12 protein-coding genes are annotated in these 17708 nt (G+C 36.6%); 9 read left to right on the top strand and 3 right to left on the bottom strand.

What is annotated here, in order from left to right; genetic code table 11:
* The first annotated feature begins 152 nt into the window (after positions 1-152).
* Both F6K15_RS01335 and F6K15_RS01330 read left to right on the top strand, forming a co-directional pair.
* The gene (locus F6K15_RS01335) at positions 153-2351 is read left to right on the top strand and encodes a glycosyltransferase 61 family protein (RefSeq protein ID WP_293056151.1); all 2199 of its coding nucleotides are present in this window, start codon (positions 153-155) and stop codon (positions 2349-2351) included.
* A 231-nt stretch (positions 2352-2582) separates the two neighbouring features.
* Positions 2583-3710: a retropepsin-like aspartic protease gene (locus F6K15_RS01330; protein ID WP_293056150.1), complete on the top strand. Its 1128-nt coding sequence runs from the start codon at positions 2583-2585 to the stop codon at positions 3708-3710.
* A 292-nt stretch (positions 3711-4002) separates the two neighbouring features.
* Here F6K15_RS01330 and F6K15_RS01325 read toward each other — a convergent pair whose 3' ends face one another.
* On the bottom strand, positions 4003-5295 hold the full coding sequence (locus tag F6K15_RS01325; RefSeq protein WP_293056148.1) for a cell wall metabolism sensor histidine kinase WalK: 1293 nt from the start codon (positions 5293-5295) through the stop codon (positions 4003-4005).
* A 327-nt stretch (positions 5296-5622) separates the two neighbouring features.
* On the opposite strand from F6K15_RS01325, the gene F6K15_RS01320 reads away from it, so the two are divergent.
* Complete coding sequence (locus F6K15_RS01320; RefSeq protein ID WP_293056147.1) at positions 5623-6303, top strand: response regulator transcription factor; 681 nt, start codon at positions 5623-5625, stop codon at positions 6301-6303.
* A 529-nt stretch (positions 6304-6832) separates the two neighbouring features.
* The gene (locus tag F6K15_RS01315) at positions 6833-9073 is read left to right on the top strand and encodes a calcium-binding protein (protein ID WP_293056146.1); all 2241 of its coding nucleotides are present in this window, start codon (positions 6833-6835) and stop codon (positions 9071-9073) included.
* Between the two features lie 525 nt (positions 9074-9598).
* Here the strand turns inward: F6K15_RS01315 and F6K15_RS01310 are convergent.
* The gene (locus F6K15_RS01310) at positions 9599-10285 is read right to left on the bottom strand and encodes a hypothetical protein (protein ID WP_293056144.1); all 687 of its coding nucleotides are present in this window, start codon (positions 10283-10285) and stop codon (positions 9599-9601) included.
* 624 nt (positions 10286-10909) lie between these two features.
* On the opposite strand from F6K15_RS01310, the gene F6K15_RS01305 reads away from it, so the two are divergent.
* The 5 genes from F6K15_RS01305 to F6K15_RS01285 all read left to right on the top strand — a co-directional run bounded on the left by F6K15_RS01305 (position 10910) and on the right by F6K15_RS01285 (position 15917).
* Positions 10910-12592, top strand: a complete 1683-nt coding sequence (locus tag F6K15_RS01305; protein ID WP_293056143.1) for an NAD(P)H-quinone oxidoreductase subunit 4 — start codon at positions 10910-10912, stop codon at positions 12590-12592.
* Positions 12593-12717: 125 nt separating this feature from the next.
* Positions 12718-12966, top strand: coding sequence for a hypothetical protein (locus F6K15_RS01300; protein WP_293056142.1), 249 nt, complete (start codon positions 12718-12720; stop codon positions 12964-12966).
* Between the two features lie 335 nt (positions 12967-13301).
* Positions 13302-13913: a cupin gene (locus tag F6K15_RS01295; protein ID WP_124147767.1), complete on the top strand. Its 612-nt coding sequence runs from the start codon at positions 13302-13304 to the stop codon at positions 13911-13913.
* Positions 13914-14323: 410 nt separating this feature from the next.
* The gene (locus tag F6K15_RS01290) at positions 14324-14497 is read left to right on the top strand and encodes a hypothetical protein (RefSeq protein WP_293056140.1); all 174 of its coding nucleotides are present in this window, start codon (positions 14324-14326) and stop codon (positions 14495-14497) included.
* 19 nt (positions 14498-14516) lie between these two features.
* On the top strand, positions 14517-15917 hold the full coding sequence (locus F6K15_RS01285) for a YdiU family protein (RefSeq protein WP_293056139.1): 1401 nt from the start codon (positions 14517-14519) through the stop codon (positions 15915-15917).
* Between the two features lie 536 nt (positions 15918-16453).
* Here F6K15_RS01285 and F6K15_RS01280 read toward each other — a convergent pair.
* On the bottom strand, positions 16454-17497 hold the full coding sequence (locus tag F6K15_RS01280; protein ID WP_293056137.1) for a linear amide C-N hydrolase: 1044 nt from the start codon (positions 17495-17497) through the stop codon (positions 16454-16456).
* Between the last annotated feature and the right edge of the window lie 211 nt (positions 17498-17708).

Genomic DNA, 17708 nt, shown 5'->3' with positions numbered 1-17708 from the left:
ATTGGACATAAAAAAAATTATCCAATTATCATAACTACGCTCATCTTGTCTTATCTTTCTTCTCCTGAATTCTGAATTGCAGAATTGCTGAATTCTAAAGACTTAACCATTCTATGGCTGTTTAACCGGATTTGATATTATTGACTAAAGCTATGAATATTAATAATTCCCCAAAACAAGCATTTGAATATTTAGCAAAAGATGACTATAGTCAGGCAATAAATTTATATGAAACTTGCATCCAAATTAATCCAACTATTAAGTCAAATTATTGGTATTTGGGATTAGCTTTACTTTTGCAAGGTGAAGAAGTTGCTGCTCAAACTGTTTGGTTATCGGCAATGACGGAGGCAACTCCAGATGAATTTGATGTCTGGATTAGGGAGTTAATTGAAATCTTAGAAACTACAGCAATTCAATACCTTAATTCGGGAAAGTTACAACTGGCAGAAAAAATTTATTGGCAAATTATTGAAGTTAATAATACTGAAGCAGAAACTTATTATAATTTGGGCAATGCTATTGCTTATCAAGGCAGAGAAGAAGAGGCAATAGAATGTTGGCAAAAAGCAGTCGAGCTGCGACCAGATTTTTTAGCTGCTTATCAAAATTTGGCAAGTTTATTTCAGAGACTCAGAGAATTTCAGAAAGCTATCTCTTATTATTTAAAGATGCTGGAAATTCAGCCCAAAAGTCTCGAAATTTATGAAAATTTGGGGTTGTGTTTTTCTGCAATGAATCAATTAGAAGAAGCAAAAAATTGTTTCGAGTTATGTCTAAAAATTCAAACAGACTATTCACCTGCTTGGGGAAATTGGGGAATTATTCTGTTAAAACAGGGGAAACTGGAAGAAGCGATCGATCGATTAAAAATGGCTGTTGAAACACAACCAAGTTTTATTCAAGCTTATCTAAATTTCGATGGAAAAATTACCTCTCATGCCAACTTATTCAATGCTTTACAAGATCGCCAGGATGCTGAAATTTATTTGGAGTTAGGTAAAATTTTAGTTGCCAAGAAAGGTTTTCAATTAGTAGTGAAAGACCAAATATTAGATATCGGTTATTTATGTCTGCAAAAAGCTAGGCAAATCAAACCAGAATTAGGGGTAAAAATTGATAGTATTCTCAATCAAAAACAACAACCTACAGCTAATCTTCAGCAAAAAATTTCTCAAGTAAAACCCCCTACAGGATTTTACGAATCAACTTGGGAATGGGCAGTTACTCAAGATTTAGAAACAAGTAACTATATCAATATTTATCCTGAAAATTTCCTACAACTTAAACCACCCATTACACCAGATAACTCAGTACATTTTAGTTTTAGATTTGGCAATCAAATTAAATTACCTGCAACATTTGTAGCAATTATTCCAGAGGGCAGATTTTGGATAGATGAAACGAATTTTAAAACTGCCATTATTACATCAAAAAATCCAGAAAACCAAGAAAGTAAAATATTAGGAGATGTCTCGCCAAAATTTCCTATTCTCAGCCCAGACTCCCCAGAAAATCATCCCAGTAAACATTCTATTTTTTCCTTGAAAACTTTACCTCCGATTCAAAATATTGAAGGCACAGTAGCAGTTTTATCCGGAATATTTAATAATAACTACTTTCACTGGATGTTTGATATTTTGCCCAGAATTAAATTATTGCGTCAGAGTCGAATAAATTTTAACGACATAGATAAATTTTTAATTAACTATCAACTTCCATTCCAGCAAGAAACCTTAAAAATGCTAGATATTCCTGAAGCAAAAATCATCGATACTGAAAAAAATCAACATATTCAAGCCACAAAATTAATCGTTCCTTCTTTTCCTGGTTCTGTTGCTTGGATGCCAAAATGGGCTTGTAATTTTCTCAGAAAAGAATTTTTGCCACCTTCAGAAAGCGCTGAAAAAATAGACCGGATATATATCAGTCGTAAACAAGCAAATAATCGCCGAATTATTAACGAAAATGAAATTATTAATTTATTGACCAAATTCGGGTTTCAAAGTATAACTTTAGAATCAATGTCTGTTACAGCACAAGCATCATTATTAGCTAATGCCAAGGTAGTAATTTCTCCTCATGGCGGTGGTTTAACAAACTTAGTATTTTGTCATCCCGGAACCAAAGTAATCGAAATATTTTCCCCTAACTATATATATTCTTGTTATTGGTTAATCTCTAACTTAGTCGGTTTAGAATATTACTATTTATTAGGAGAAAATCCCCTCGGTTTTTCCTTCCATGAACTTCTTTCACAAAACCATCGTTTAGAAGATATTTTTGTTAATATAAATCATTTGTTAGAATTGATGAAATTTGTAGGAATAGTGCCGCTACGCGGAAATTAAAAGTTAAAAGTATTGATAACTGATAACTGAATTTTGCCCCCCTAGCCCCCCAACTTTGGGGGGAACAAGAGTCAACAAGAGTCAATTTGCTTCTAAAAGTCCTCCAATTTTGGGGGATGCGCGGGGGCTTGGATGTCGCAAATACAGAAAAATAATTGATTTAATTTTTTATTATTAGAGATGTATAATAAACATCTCCTAAACAGAATATCAGCATACTAATTAACAACTATGAACAAATTTTGGAGTATTATAGCTATTATTTTTAGCTCTATTAGTTGTCAAATTTTTATCCATAATTTAGTTGCACCAAAACCTATTATTTTTTCGCAAAATTTAGCTAGAGCTAGTCAGAAAAACAGTGGGTTTAACTGCAACGCAGCTAAACAAAATATAGGAGACAATAGAGAATTTTGTATAAGTTATGAAATTGTAGAAAATACTATTCATAAATACAGAAAAATTGGAGCTATTGTAGAATTAGAAGGTCTAAATTTACCCCGCCCAAAAGTAACAGGTAAAGCAACTATCCCTTTACAATTTTTAGCAGGAGGAAAAGCCTTTACTGTAACAGCAACTCTGGGAAAAAAATCCGGTAATTTCTTATTAGATACTGGTGCTTCTACTTCTATTATTGCCACAGAAACTGTAAAAGAATTAGGTTTAATAGGAAAACCAGTACCGGAAGAGCTTTTAACTTATGCCGTAGCAGGAGATGAATGCCTAGAAATGAAAGCTAATTTGCATAGTTTACCTGTGTTAAAAATTGATAATGTCAAAGTAGAAGGATTAACAGTTTTAGAGTTTACTACTACTGTCATGCCAGAGAGATTATCGGGAGTTTTAGGAATGGATATTTTGAGTAATTTTGATGTAGAAATTCATCCTCAAACTCAAGAATTAAAATTATTGCCTCCGACTCCAATACCTACTGAAAATATTGATGATGCTATTCCACTTAAAACTAAATTAGGAGTGATGTTAGCTGAGGTAGAAATTAATGGCAAAGGTCCGTTTATTTTTATGTTAGATACGGGGGCAGAAAGTATTTTTATTTCTCAAAAATTAGCTAATCAGTTAAATATTTCTGCTGCTGAGAGACAGGAAATTCGAGTGCAAGGTTTTTGTGGTATAGAAATGGCAGAATATGCCTCTTTAACTAAAGTAAAAATGGGAAATTATCAACTCACAAATTTAGAAACAGTAATTTTGTCTTCCCCTGTATTGAAATTATTAGAAGTTGATGGAATTTTAGGGCAAAACTTTTTGAACAATTATCAGCAATATTGGCGGTTTAGTAACAAAAATTCCCAGAATTTTCCCATAAAGGGAAGTTTATTATTGATTCCTTTTGACTAACCTTGACTTACTACTTATATCATGTCTGGTTGAATACTTATTATTAAGATAGTAGGTGAGCGGCGGAGTAGGGGAGTAGGGAAAATAGAAAGATTTACTGTTTAAGCAACAGGATAAGTTTTTTCCAGATCGCTCTTATCCAGACATGAGATTACAGCACTTTTTAAGATGGTTATTTCAGTTATCAGTACCTTTACAATAAGGAAGCTTGACATCAGGAATATTCTTTTTTTTATCCTCTTAAAAGGGGAAGCTTTTGACCACATTTTTTCTGTAAGGTACAGTTATAAGACTATTTATTCCTATATTCCCTGTTTCCTGTTTGTTCCCTATTCCCTGCTATAGACTGATTTTTTAGCTTTTCCAATCCTGGTAAACGTGTAGTAAAACAACTACCTTTTCCTAACTGACTATTTACAGTAATTAAACCGTCATGCTTTTGAGCAATTGTTTGGGCGATCGCTAACCCTAATCCAAATTTCTTCGCTTTATAAGAACGAGATTTTTCAGCCCGCCAAAATCGCTCAAAAATCTTTTCGAGATATTCTGGAGCAATACCGATACCATTATCTTGTACTTTAATAATTAAATTAGAACCCGCAATTTTAGCTGTAATTTCAACCATGCCCCGTGAAGGTGTATAGTAAATAGCATTCTTAATTAGATTAGTAAAAAGCTGTATTAAGAGGACTTTGTCCCCTCGTAAGTACAAGTTTCCAGCAATTTGAGATGTAAAATCAATTTTTTTTTGGAGAGCGTAAGGCTTGTAGAATAGAACTAATTTTGACAAAATAGAACTTAAATTGATCGGTTCCCAATCAGGTTGAGTTACTTTATCAGTACGGGCTAAAATTAGTAATCTTTCTGTAAGCCAAGTCATTTGATTAGCAGCACTGCCAATCATTTGAAACTTTTCCACATCTTTAGAACGTATCCCTTCTGAATATTTCAGTGCAACTGCAGCATTAGTTTTAATTGCCATTAGAGGACTACGAAGTTCGTGGGAAGCATCAGAAGTAAATTGTTGTAGTCTTTGAAAATTTTCTTCAATAGGTTGCATCGCCTGACGAGTTAACCAGATACCACCAAAACCACTTAAAACCAGAGCTACTAAAACCCCGCCACCTAACCCCAAATCTAACCTGCGAGTAATGCTTTGCACCTCCGTTAATGATTCACTAACTCGAACGTAACCGACAAATTTGCCACTTGCATCATCATTCACAGGTGTAGTCAACCCTTGAGCAGGGTAGGGAGAAGTTTGTTTCTGAAGAGACTGGTTGATATCTAGGGGTAAAGTTAAGGGATATTCTCCTTGTTGAGCTAGCAGTTCGCCTTCTACATCAAACCATTGTACTCCTTGATTTTGTCCCGCTATAACTTCGTCATCATCAGTTTCTACCTCTCCATCCTCAATATCAATTCCAGTTGCTGCTGCTCTTGCTAGAGTATTGAGTCTATCAATAAGTTGTTGATTTATACTGTAGGCAAAAGTGATACGAACAGTAATGGCAAAGGCAGTTAAAATAATTGTTAGTACGATTAAATTAGAAAGTAATAATTGATAGCGAATTTTCTGAAACATAATTGGTTAGATCATTTCACAGAAGTTATAAGTCGTAGGGGCGAATGGCCATTCGCCCCTACAAAAATCAAAAGTCATGTATTAAGATTTTATCAGCTCAAAACTTTGATGCTACAGTAATTTACGGAAGTTATTTAATATTTAAAGGAGCGAAACTATTTGTGACTTACTTAATAAGACTAATATCATACATTAACTCAGCAACACCTTTTTATTATAGTTAAATTTTGTATTAAGACAATCATTAAACTTTGAAAATTACGGATAATAGTGTTAAACAAAGCTGATCGTACAGCTTATTAAAATTACCAATAATATAAGAAAAAAATGAAAATTTTGCTGGTTGAAGATGATGACCGAATTGCTAAACCTTTAGCAGAAGATTTAAGACATCAGTGTCATGCTGTAGATATAGCCTTTGATGGTATAGAAGGTTGGAATTACATTCAATCTACTAATTATGACATTGTTTTATTGGATTTAATGCTACCTAAATTAGATGGAATTACTCTCTGTAAACGTGTACGCTCTGCTAGTTGTAACGCTCTAATTTTGATGCTAACCGCAAAAGATACAACCACTGATAAAATAATCGGACTTGATGCAGGAGCTGATGATTATTTAGTTAAACCTTTTGAAATTGAAGAATTAGCCGCACGAATTAGAGCTTTATCTCGCCGGACTAGAGAAACTAAACCATCAATTCTTAGTTATGGTAAATTACAACTCGATCCTAGTATTTGTGAAGTTACTTATGAGGGAAAAATTATTTCTTTAACCCATAAAGAATATATGATATTAGAACTATTTTTAAGAAAGCCCCATCAAATTTTAACTCGTTCTGCAATACTAGAAAAACTGTGGGAATTTGACAAAATGATTGAAGTGGAAGAGAGAACTGTCAAAACTCATGTTAATAATTTACGACATAAACTTAAAGCAGCCGGAATGTCAAAAAAATGGTTGGAAACTGTTTATGGTACTGGAGGCTATCGTCTTATTGATTGAAGAATTTCAGCAATAGGAATTTTTGCTCATTCAAAACAGTCATTGCTTTTATTGCGTATGTCGCAATAGGAATTTTTGCTCATTCAAAACAGTCATTGCTTTTATTGCGTATGTCGCAATAGGAATTTTTGCTCATTCAAAACAGTCATTGCTTTTATTGCGTATGTCGCAATAGGAATTTTTGCTCATTCAAAACAGTCATTGCTTTTATTGCGTATGTCGCAATAGGAATTTTTGCTCAGTCGAAACAGTCATTGCTTTTATTGCGTATGTCGCAATAGGAATTTTTGCTCAGTCGAAACAGTCATTGCTTTTATTGCGTATGTCGCAATAGGAATTTTTGCCGATCTAATATTGTTGAGATGATTAAAAGTAAAGGCTAGTAAATCTTTTCCAGTTCTTGACATTCTCCAACTATAAATATCTTGTCAGGCTAAAAGTTCAGCTTTAAAAACACACAAGTGCCATAGCTTTTACCATTGGCCGGGCAACAAAGCCACATTCTTATATAAATATTGGAGATAAAAAAATGTCAGAACTTTTTCTTCCAGATTTCGACCAAGCAGAATTTCAGCCTGGTGCTGCTATTGATAATTCTTACTTTCCCTTAACTCCAGGAACAATTTTGGCCTATGGAGCAGAGGTTGAGGATGATGAAATGGATGATGATGAAATGGATGATGATGAGGATGATGATGAGGACGATGATGATGAGGACGATGATGATGAGGACGATGATGACGAGGATGATGATGATTTCTTAGAGAGTAATCAAGTCATTGTTACCTATGATACGAAGGAAATTGAGGGAGTAGAAACTGTAGTTGTTCGTGACGTTGCTTGGGATGAAGGAGTCTTAGTCGAAGATACCTTTGACTGGTATGCTCAAGACACTGAAGGTAACGTTTGGTATATGGGTGAAATTGCCACTAACTATGAATATGATGATAATGGCAATCTAATTGGAACCAATAATGATGGGTCTTGGGAAGCAGGAGTTGATGGAGCATTAGCTGGTTTCCTGATGGAAGCTAATCCTGAAATTGGCGACAACTACTATCAAGAATTTGCCCCCGATATTGCTATAGACCAAGCTGAAGTGGTCAGTCTGAATGAATCAATTGAAATAGATTTAGACGACTACGAAAACGTTTTGAAAACTCTCGAATTCACCGAACTCGAACCTGATGCTTTTGAGTTCAAATATTATGCTCCTGGTGTTGGGCAAATTCTGGCGGAAGAAGGAATTACAGAAGAGGGAGGAGAGCCAGAACTTTCTCCAGAATTGGTAGGAATTTCAACTCTGGCACAAGCCACACTTCCAGCTTTACCAACAGCCAATTTTGAGTCTAGTGCCGAAATTAACAACCCCTACTTTCCCTTGAAACCTGGAAGTATTTATATTTATGAGGGCGAAGAAACTGACTCAGATACTGGTGAGTTGGAGGTTGAGCAAGAGATTTTCTTTGTCACAAATCAAACAAAAGAAATTCTTGGTGTCACTACTCGGGTAGTTGAGGAAAAGGTATTTGAGAATGGTTTGCTGAGTGAGGAGGAATTAGCTTACTACGCCCAAGATACAGATGGTAATGTATGGCTAATGGGTGAAGATGAAATTGAGTATGAATATGACGAACAAGGTCAACTAATTTCAACGGAGGAAGATTCTTGGCAAGCAGGACAAGAAGAAAATCTACCAGGCTATGTAATGGTGGCTAGTCCTCAAGTCGGTGATGCTTATTACGAGCAGTTTCAAATTGGTGAGGAAGAAGAGCAAGCGGAGGTTGTTAGTGCTGATGCTTCTGTCTCAACTAATTTTGGTAACTATAATAATGTTGTGCAAATTCGGGAGTTTTCAGAATTAGATCCTGATGAATTTGAATTCAGTTACTATGCTCCTGGTGTAGGTCAAGTGCTGGAGGAGGAAGTTGACGAAGATGGAGAAGTTGAACTTTCCTCTGCTCTCGTCGAAAGGCAAAATATTGGTGCAATACAATTGCCAGATATTGATAGTGTCATCAATGGAACTAACCAAGGTGAAACATTGGTTGGTACAGATAATAACGACTTAATTACCGCTCTAGAAGGTAATGATATAGTTATCGGGGAAATGGGTGATGATGTTATTTTTGGCAACGAAGGAAATGATATTCTTCGTGGCGACCAACACCAGAGTGCTGCTGGTGGTAACGATATTGTCTATGGTGGAGCTGGCAACGACCGTATTAGTGGTAATGCTGGTAACGATTTATTGATAGGAGAACGGGGCGAAGATAAAATTTGGGGTAATGACGGTAATGACACTTTAGAAGGTCGTCGTGGCTTCGATATTTTACTTGGCGGTAGTGGTGATGATGTATTGAATGGTGGTCAAGGTCGCGATCGCCTGAATGGTGGTCCGGGAAACGATACTCTCATAGGTGGCGCGAGTATTGACCGCTATATTTTTAATACAAATCAGGCATTTGATTCAAATGATTTAGGAGTAGATGCGATCGCTGATTTTGATTCAGAGCGAGATATTATACTCTTAGATGTGGGGACTTTCGATGCTATTGAGAGTGGAGCGAGTTTTGATAATGTATTTGCTACTGTCACGGATGATGGTGCTGCTGAGACTGCCGACGCTGTGATTGTTTACAATACAAATAATGGCAATTTATTCTATAACCAGAATGGTAGTGAGCCAGGTTTAGGCAGTGGAGGTTTATTCGTTAATCTTGAAGGTCAACCTGAACTTAGTGCTGATAATTTTGTCTTTAGGTTATAGCCTTTCTAGTAGTAATAGGGTGGGCAAATACAATTATTCATAATCAATAAAAAATAACCGTGATATTTGCCCATCTTGATAAATTTTCCAAAGACATAATAACCTACATTCCGCACTTCAAAATGTAGCCTTAAAGAAGGAGACAGGAGACAGGAAACAGGAGACAGAATTTTAGAAGAAAATCATAGCTATCGCGATCAAGCCAACAATTAAGTAAGTATTGATGCTTAATTATTTACTCGGAATTTAATGAACGAAAAAAGTAATTGAGATGAAATGCAAAGTATAAATACTTACTAAGCTACAGATTTTTATACTATAGCAATGTGCACTGGCATATTTACAAATTACAAGAACTGTCCAATAGCTAAAAGTCTTACAATATCGGTTTTTTATTCCTCTAGATGAGCTGTTGCTTTCCGGAGCTGTTGCCTGCGCACAGCGCTATACTTTTAATGTTACGCTCTTGACGTGGGGAATGTGGGATAATAAATCTAGCTGTTACATACCCGACTTTATCTACTATTAAAAATTAAGATTTATTCTTTTAGCAATTCTCAAACATTTATAAAAAGTAGCAATTAAGAATACTTCAGCAAAAATTTTAAATATTTCCTCAATACTCCTGAGCCATTCCCTTTGCATTTCTTGAGTTTCATTCAAAAAATTAGACGTTTCTTGACCTTGGGTGAAAAAATCTAGAGCAATAGAAAAACAAGCTAAAATCAAAGCAATTTTAAAATAACTAAAAGCCTCTCGATACTGATAAAACTCCTGACGAAAATAATAAATTACCAACAAACCAATAATCCCATAAATCACAATAATTACATCGTCAATACTATCAGTCAAAGCGGTTTCCTGAATTTGAAATATCCAATGAATAAATTTATCTAACCTTTCATGGATTTGAATTAGTTCATCCAAAGTGAAAAACACAAAACCAAAAGTCAAAAACTGCCAAAGTCTTTGATAATTATGTTCAGACTGAGATACCTCTTTTCTACCAATTCTTAAACGATAAATTTTCCAGTTAATTCCAGCAATAATTAATAACTGAATACCCGATAACCAATTAATCAAAGACCCCTCATCAAAATATCGATATGGTCCTTTATCCAATAGTATTGCCCGGAAGATAACAGCAGCGATCGCCACAAAATTCACAAATAATGCGATCGATAATATTTTTTTAGTAGAAAATCCTGACATTAAAATTATTAATAGGAGGGAACAGGGAACAGGGGATAGGGGGAAATAACTGATAATTTCTGTACGGTAATTGATTTTATTTTGGATTTTTGGAGATGTCTATTATTCAGATTGTATTACCTGAGTAAGTGTTCTATATCACTAGCAAAACTTTATCAGGACTTACGCAAAGACACTGTGTATAGAGTCCAGTAACTATTGGACAATAGTTATGAGTACTATATATAGCGTATCTGCGTAAGTCCTATTTATATTATATCCGTTCAATAACACGAGCAAACTCCGCCCGTGCTGAGGCAAACAAAAAACTTTCTCTTCCTTCCCCTTCTTATACCTTAATTTATCAGGACTTACGCAAAGGCACTATTTATAGAGTCCAACTACTATTGGACAATAGTTTTGAGCGCTATATATAGCGTATCTGCGTAAGTCCTATTTATTTCTGCTTCTAACTACTCCTAAAATTCTGACTCCTGACTCCTGACTCCTGACTCCTGACTGATAATTTAAACTTATGTTATGATTAGATATAAATATTAATATTTTTTTCAATATTTATTTACAAAGGTTTACAAAGTTTAGTAATATAGAATTGACCAAAGGTAAGTATTTGTTCTCACTGTTATGGCAACTCAATTTCCCTGGCTGACCACCATAGTCCTACTGCCACTTCTGGCTGCCCTACTCATCCCCGTCATCCCCGATAAAAACGGAAAAACCATGAGATGGTACGCCCTCGGTGTAGGAATTATAGATTTTGCACTGATGTGCTACGCCTTCTGGAATAACTACAATGCCAGCGACTCAGCTTTTCAACTCGTAGAAAAATATGCCTGGCTCCCTCAGATAGGTCTAAGTTGGGCAGTATCAGTAGACGGTTTATCCATGCCACTGGTACTTTTAGCTGGCCTGGTAACAACACTTTCAATATTCTCAGCGTGGCAAGTAGACTACAAGCCACGTCTTTTTTATTTTCTAATGCTGCTGCTATACTCCGCCCAGATAGGAGTATTTGTAGCCCAAGACATGATGCTACTGTTTATTATGTGGGAACTAGAGCTAGTTCCTGTCTACCTGCTAATTTCCATCTGGGGTGGCCAAAAGCGTCGCTACGCTGCAACAAAATTCTTGCTCTATACAGCAGCCGCTTCTATATTTATTCTAGTGGCAGCCTTGGGAATGGCCCTATACGGTGGCGGCAATATTACCTTCGACATGGTGGAACTAGGTCTGAGAGATTATCCACTGACCCTAGAGCTTCTACTTTACGCAGGATTATTAATCGCTTTTGGAGTCAAATTGGCCATTTTCCCTCTACATACATGGCTACCTGATGCTCACGGCGAAGCTTCTTCACCTGTATCAATGGTTCTGGCAGGTGTATTGCTCAAAATGGGTGGATATGGATTAATTCGCCTCAACTTAGAAATGCTCTCTGATGCTCATGTTTACTTTGCTCCGGTACTAGCAATACTTGGTGTCGTTAATATTGTCTATGGCGGGTTGAACTCTTTCGGTCAGTCTAATATGAAGCGCCGTTTGGCTTATTCATCTGTTGCTCACATGGGGTTTGTTTTGTTAGGTATTGCTTCCTTCACTGACTTGGGTGTGAGTGGCGCTTTACTACAGATGATTTCCCACGGTTTAATTGCTGCGGTGTTATTCTTCCTCGCGGGTATAACTTACGATCGCCTCCACACTCTGAAGTTGGAAGAAATGGGTGGTCTTGGACAAGTTATGCCAAAAGTATTTGCTCTATTTACTATTAGTGCCATGGCATCTTTAGCACTTCCTGGAATGAGTGGGTTTGCTAGCGAGCTAATGGTATTTGTCGGAGTAACTAGCAGTGATGTTTATAGTTCGACTTTCCGGACTGTAACAGTTTTCCTCGCAGCAGTTGGTTTGATTTTGACACCTATTTATCTGCTTTCCATGTTGCGTCAAATGTTCTACAGTACTGGTCAAGCACCTACTTGTATCCTCAAAGATACTCCTTATGAAAATGAAATTTTAGATGAAGCAGTTTGCTACGGTACTAATTGTGTGTTACCTGCCAATGCTGTCTATACTGATGCCAGACCACGAGAAGTAGCGATCGCTGCTTGTTTCTTGGTTTTGATTATTGGTATTGGTTTATATCCTAAAATGGCAACTCGGATGTACGATGCGAAAACAGTGGCAGTAAATAGTCAGGTTCGTCAATCATACACTTTTGCTAAAGCTAATCCTCAACTCTTTGCAAAAGGACCATTATTCCCCAAGATGCCTGAGTCTGAAGTATTGTCAATTTCCGGTGTCTTCAAATAATATAGCGATCGCCAATTAGCTTTTAGCTTGGTTTCAAACAATTACTTTTAGTTAGTTTAAAGTAGGGATGTTGCATACAATATCCCTACTTTTTTTTGTCAAGTAGAAACACGAAAAAAAATAAAATGGCTAAAAAAAATAAAATAGCTAAAAGAAATAAGGTGACTACGAGAAAATGCCCAAACTGCAAAAATAAATTTCAACTACCACCTCTATCTTTTCCTTTCATGTTGCCACCAACAGATAAAGATTATGAGTGGGTAGACAGTAGTCAAACACTTATTTGCCCCCATTGCAATGCGAATCTAATAGTATGGGCTCGCCAATATATTTATGAAGATAAACAAGATATAGGTGAATTAAAATTGCATTAAAATTCTCCTCACTCAAAAATTTTTAGCGTTGAATGAATAATTATTAACTATCAACTCTTAATTATTAATTATTCATTATTCATTATTCATTATTCCGTAATGGTTAGCGATCGCCAGTTATAAATTTAAACAATTTATTCAGAAAGTTTGTAAAATATATCACAGTAAAATATCAATTTTTCTTGTAAAAACCTACAATTCAACCCACTAGAGAAAATTTCATATTTTCTTACAATTCTAGTATTAACTGTAGCTATATAATATATAAGTATTTTTAGTAAATTCTTACAGCTTATAGTTAACTAAAGCATCAGTAATACCAGAGGAGAAACAAGATGAAAAATCGAGATTGGTTTTTGACTGAAGACGGTCAATGTCAACCTTGTGAAACTGTAAATGAATGGAAATTATTAAGAGAAAATTATCGGTTGTATAGATTCTTAACAGAACTAGAAGATACCTTAAAAGATGCCACAGATGAAGCGAGTTCTCTACAGAAAATTCGACTTTTAGTTCGACAATTTATTACTAATTCATATTGGCTGCAAAGCCAGGAGCCAGAACCTTGCGAAAAAACAGGAACTTCCGTTATTTTATTATATGATGAGTTAGGATTTCCCTTAACAGTACAAACAGTAAAATTCATGCCAGGCACAATTTCAACAATTCATAATCATGGTACCTGGGGAATAGTAGCAGTATTAAAAGGCCAGGAAAAAAATACTTTTTGGAAACGTAATCCTGACCCAGAAAATAAATATAAAATTGAAAGAGTAGGAGAAAAAATATTACAACCAGGAGACTTAATTAGTTTCACTTCTAATGCTATTCATAATATAGAAGTAATCGGAGATGAACCTACATTTACTTTTAATATTTATGGTGAAACAAAATCTTCTGAAAGGTTTGAGTTTGACCCAGTTGCACAAACAGCTAAGAAATTCTGAACAGGGAATTAGGAAGAAGGGAATTAGGAAGAAGGGAGATGGGGAGATAGGGAGATGGGGAGAGCTGTGAATAGGAAAGAAAACGAAATACATCCTCTTTCTTTTAATTGGAGCTGAGGTAATAACAGCTAACATAATTAGGTAATAATTTCTAGCAAATTATCAACTATTGCAGTATCTTCAAAAATATAGAGATTAAAATTCCTGAGAAGATAGCCTTCTTCCAATTTTGTCATTTCTTTCACAATAATATAATCATAATTTGTAAAACTTTAACTATAAGAAGTAGATTATAAATTTGAGCAGAAGTTAATGTATTGAAAAGCAATAAACAAAATACAGGACTTACAAATGAGGTACGAAAAACTAGAATTTGAGATTGCTTTCTGTTCCGTAATGCTGTGCAAACCATGTCGGTTGCTTCGGACGAAAAAAAGAGGGCGAATGCCATTCGCCCCTACGACTCGAAAAAAAGAGGGCGAATGCCATTCGCCCCTACGACTCGAAAAAAAGAGGGCGAATGCCATTCGCCCCTACGACTCGAAAAAAAGAGGGCGAATGCCATTCGCCCCTACGACTTTTGATTTATAACTTGGAAAACTAATGTCTAATCCTCTCCTTTCGCTCAACTATGAACCTGCCATCCAAGCTTTAGGTGGTGACTATTATGATGAAGTACTTGCTGCTGAATTTCCCCAACATATTTTGCGGTTTCGTAATGATAAATTGCTGCCTAAAATAGGACTAACTTCTGAAGATGTTAAGGATGAGCATTTTATTGAAGCTTTTGGTAAATTTCATTGTGTCGGACCTTTTTTAGCTCTACGTTATCACGGTTATCAATTTGGTGAATATAATCCTTATTTAGGAGATGGTAGGGGTTTTCTTTATGGTCAAGTGCGTGGGGTAAATGGTGAATTATATGATTTTGGCACAAAGGGTTCTGGTAGAACACCTTATTCTCGCAGTGCTGATGGTAGACTGACTCTCAAGGGGGGGGTCAGAGAGGTATTAGCTGCCGAAATGTTACATCGTCATGGGGTTCGTACTTCTCGATGTTTTAGTTTGATTGAAACTGGGGAAGGGTTATGGCGTGGAGATGAACCTTCTCCTACTCGCTCGTCGGTGATGGTACGTTTTAGTAGTTCTCATATCCGGTTTGGTACTTTTGAAAGGTTGTATTTTTTCAAACGTCCCGACTTAACTAAAAAGCTATTAGATCATGTAATTGATTATTATTATTCTGAATTTAAAGAACAGAGTGATCACTATTCTTTATTCTACTCAGAATTAGTAAAAAGAGTTGCGAAATTAGTAGCTCAATGGATGGCTGCGGGATTTTGTCATGGTGTATTAAACACTGATAATATGTCAATTACTGGGGAAAGTTTTGATTATGGTCCTTATGCTTTTATTCCCACTTATGACCCCAAATTTACAGCAGCTTATTTTGATTATTCTGGTCTTTACCGTTACAGTCATCAACCATTAGTTTGTAAGTCAAATTTACACTTACTTCAAGACGCATTAGCTGCAGTTATTGACCGAGAAAATATGAGGGCAAGCTTAGATGAGTTTGATGATGTTTATCTGCTTGAATATCGGAAATTAATGATTAATAGGTTAGGGTTTGAGGAGTTGCCAGAAACAGATGCAGAAAAGTTACTTCAACTAACTATTAAACTGTTGGAAGATTCTCAGGTTGGCTATCACGATTTCTTTTTAGGATTGAGAAAAGAATTTTCTCTACATTGGCGTGATGATGTTAATCAAATTTTTGCTGATTTTGAACAATCAGAATTAATTGAGCCATGGCGACAATATTATTATCATTTATTACAGACTTATTCTAATGATGAGTTAAAAGCAATGGCGGAAAGGTTGAAACAATATAATCCTCAACAAAGTTTAATTAGACCTATTATTGAATCAGTATGGGAATCCATTACAGTAGAGGATAATTGGCAGCCATTTTATGATTTACTGAAGCAAATATGTGAATAAAATTTATTATAGCGCTTTTGCCGATTTCTGAACCACATCGTTACAACAAAAATAGTGCTTTTAAGAGTTCAGTTTTGAACTGCTTAATAATCCCCGCACTTTACGGCAGGGAGTATCAAAATCTTAATTTTGCACTAAAGTCTCACTATTACCGAATTATTAATAATTAATAATTAATAATTAAATAATGCTGGTTTAAAGCCTCCCCTTTTATATCAAATCCGGTAGCATCGGTGTTATTCAGTATTGAAAGAACTGTAGGGGCGAATGGCCATTCGCCCTTACACATTGTATGACGATCAACAGAATTATATTACTCCGAAGCCAACGGATTTGATATTACAGCGCTTTTCAAATTGATGAACCACATCTTCACACATTAAACCTTGTAGGGACGTTCCATGGAACGTCCCTACTGTGGTCTACCCAGATGAAAAACGCTGTAAGGGGAAAAAAAAGAAATAATATCTCCTGATATTCAATTCCGTAACGGTTAAAACCCGAGGTAATTATCAATTATCCATTAATGAAGAGGTCTATGGTGCAAGCCAGGGGAAGGGATCGGCTGGCTCAAACATCGCCGAAACTTCCCCGACGAGGATCGGATGACCTTTCAATTCCAACTTCATCGTTTCTGCGTCCTCCTGAAGGTTTAGCTTATCCATCTCTACCCAGAAAACATTTGGGCTGATACTGGATTCAAAATAGTAAGTGAGGCTCTTCTGATCCGAGACCGTCCGCCAAATGGTACTGGATATGTTTGGCTGAGACTCGTCGGTAATACCCAGTGGCACAGAAGCGTTGCGGATGACGCTGAACGCTGCGGCAACAGCCTCGCGCGGATCGTTAAATTCCGGCACGGCACCTAAGTAATAGCTAGCGCGGGCAAACCGATCCGAAGCGCGGTTGGTGCCAGGCAGGAAAGTCAGACCTCCGATCTGCTTCCAATAAGCATTGAGCGGAATCTGATCGTCATATATAGGCGAGTTGGTCATCACGTCGTATTCCGCCCCATGATGGATAACTAGCTTGCCATCAATGTATTCAAAGATTGCTGAGTCCCCAGTCGCGTCAGACAGGGACAGATGCACGCTGGTGCTGCCGCCATTGGGCAAATCTGCTGCAATAATCCGGAATGGTTCGGCACTCAGTCCTTCGACTGCCTCGGCGACGTTGGCATAATTATCCAAGGCGTATTGGCCCCAGGCTCCAACTGACAAGGCTGGCTTACCGTCGAGATTGCCGTAATCCGCTTCTGCCAAATAAAGGACATTGGCAACCAGACCTTCTTCGTTCATGCCGTCGGTGGTAGCGATATCGTAGCCCGAAGTAGTGATACTGCCATATTTCGAGACCCAGTCGATCGAGTCTGGTCCAACCTCACCATTACGTTTCATCCCCTTGGGAAATGCCCATAAATCGCTCTCAAGGTCTTCAAACCAGTCCATGGTGCGCCCGGTAACTATCCGGGCGTCACCGGCTTTGTAGACAGCCCGGGTGCAAGCCTGAGCAGCCGGGGCCACTGTAATTGCCAGGATGGCAATCAATACAGCCAATACTGCTACCAGTTTCTTAGTCATAAATCAATCATAGTAAAAGTGAAATTACCAGACCAACTTTATCATATCAATACTATTTTTACAAATGAATAATTAGACACCTGGTGGAAATTAAAAAGAAAATCAATTATTCTCCATAAATTGTCAATTATTCCCCTCCTAGGATGGGTTAGGGGTGGGTTCCCTGTTCCCTGTTCCCTTAATCAGAACTAAAAGCAAAATCCAAAACCTA

Source organism: Okeania sp. SIO2B3 (assembly GCF_010672525.1).
Lineage (GTDB): Bacteria > Cyanobacteriota > Cyanobacteriia > Cyanobacteriales > Microcoleaceae > Okeania.
Note: the sequence above shows the minus strand (reverse complement) of the source record. Positions and strands in the feature narration are given on the sequence as shown.

What these genes read in the sequence shown, in the direction of transcription:
- F6K15_RS01330 (WP_293056150.1), top strand. Translation starts at nt 2,583, where the DNA reads ATGAACAAATTTTGGAGTATTATAGCTATTATTTTTAGCTCTATTAGT.
- F6K15_RS01315 (WP_293056146.1), top strand. Translation starts at nt 6,833, where the DNA reads ATGTCAGAACTTTTTCTTCCAGATTTCGACCAAGCAGAATTTCAGCCT.
- F6K15_RS01325 (WP_293056148.1), bottom strand. Translation starts at nt 5,295, where the DNA reads ATGTTTCAGAAAATTCGCTATCAATTATTACTTTCTAATTTAATCGTA.
- F6K15_RS01295 (WP_124147767.1), top strand. Translation starts at nt 13,302, where the DNA reads ATGAAAAATCGAGATTGGTTTTTGACTGAAGACGGTCAATGTCAACCT.
- F6K15_RS01300 (WP_293056142.1), top strand. Translation starts at nt 12,718, where the DNA reads ATGGCTAAAAAAAATAAAATAGCTAAAAGAAATAAGGTGACTACGAGA.
- F6K15_RS01280 (WP_293056137.1), bottom strand. Translation starts at nt 17,497, where the DNA reads ATGACTAAGAAACTGGTAGCAGTATTGGCTGTATTGATTGCCATCCTG.
- F6K15_RS01290 (WP_293056140.1), top strand. Translation starts at nt 14,324, where the DNA reads ATGTCGGTTGCTTCGGACGAAAAAAAGAGGGCGAATGCCATTCGCCCC.
- F6K15_RS01320 (WP_293056147.1), top strand. Translation starts at nt 5,623, where the DNA reads ATGAAAATTTTGCTGGTTGAAGATGATGACCGAATTGCTAAACCTTTA.
- F6K15_RS01310 (WP_293056144.1), bottom strand. Translation starts at nt 10,285, where the DNA reads ATGTCAGGATTTTCTACTAAAAAAATATTATCGATCGCATTATTTGTG.
- F6K15_RS01335 (WP_293056151.1), top strand. Translation starts at nt 153, where the DNA reads ATGAATATTAATAATTCCCCAAAACAAGCATTTGAATATTTAGCAAAA.
- F6K15_RS01285 (WP_293056139.1), top strand. Translation starts at nt 14,517, where the DNA reads ATGTCTAATCCTCTCCTTTCGCTCAACTATGAACCTGCCATCCAAGCT.
- F6K15_RS01305 (WP_293056143.1), top strand. Translation starts at nt 10,910, where the DNA reads ATGGCAACTCAATTTCCCTGGCTGACCACCATAGTCCTACTGCCACTT.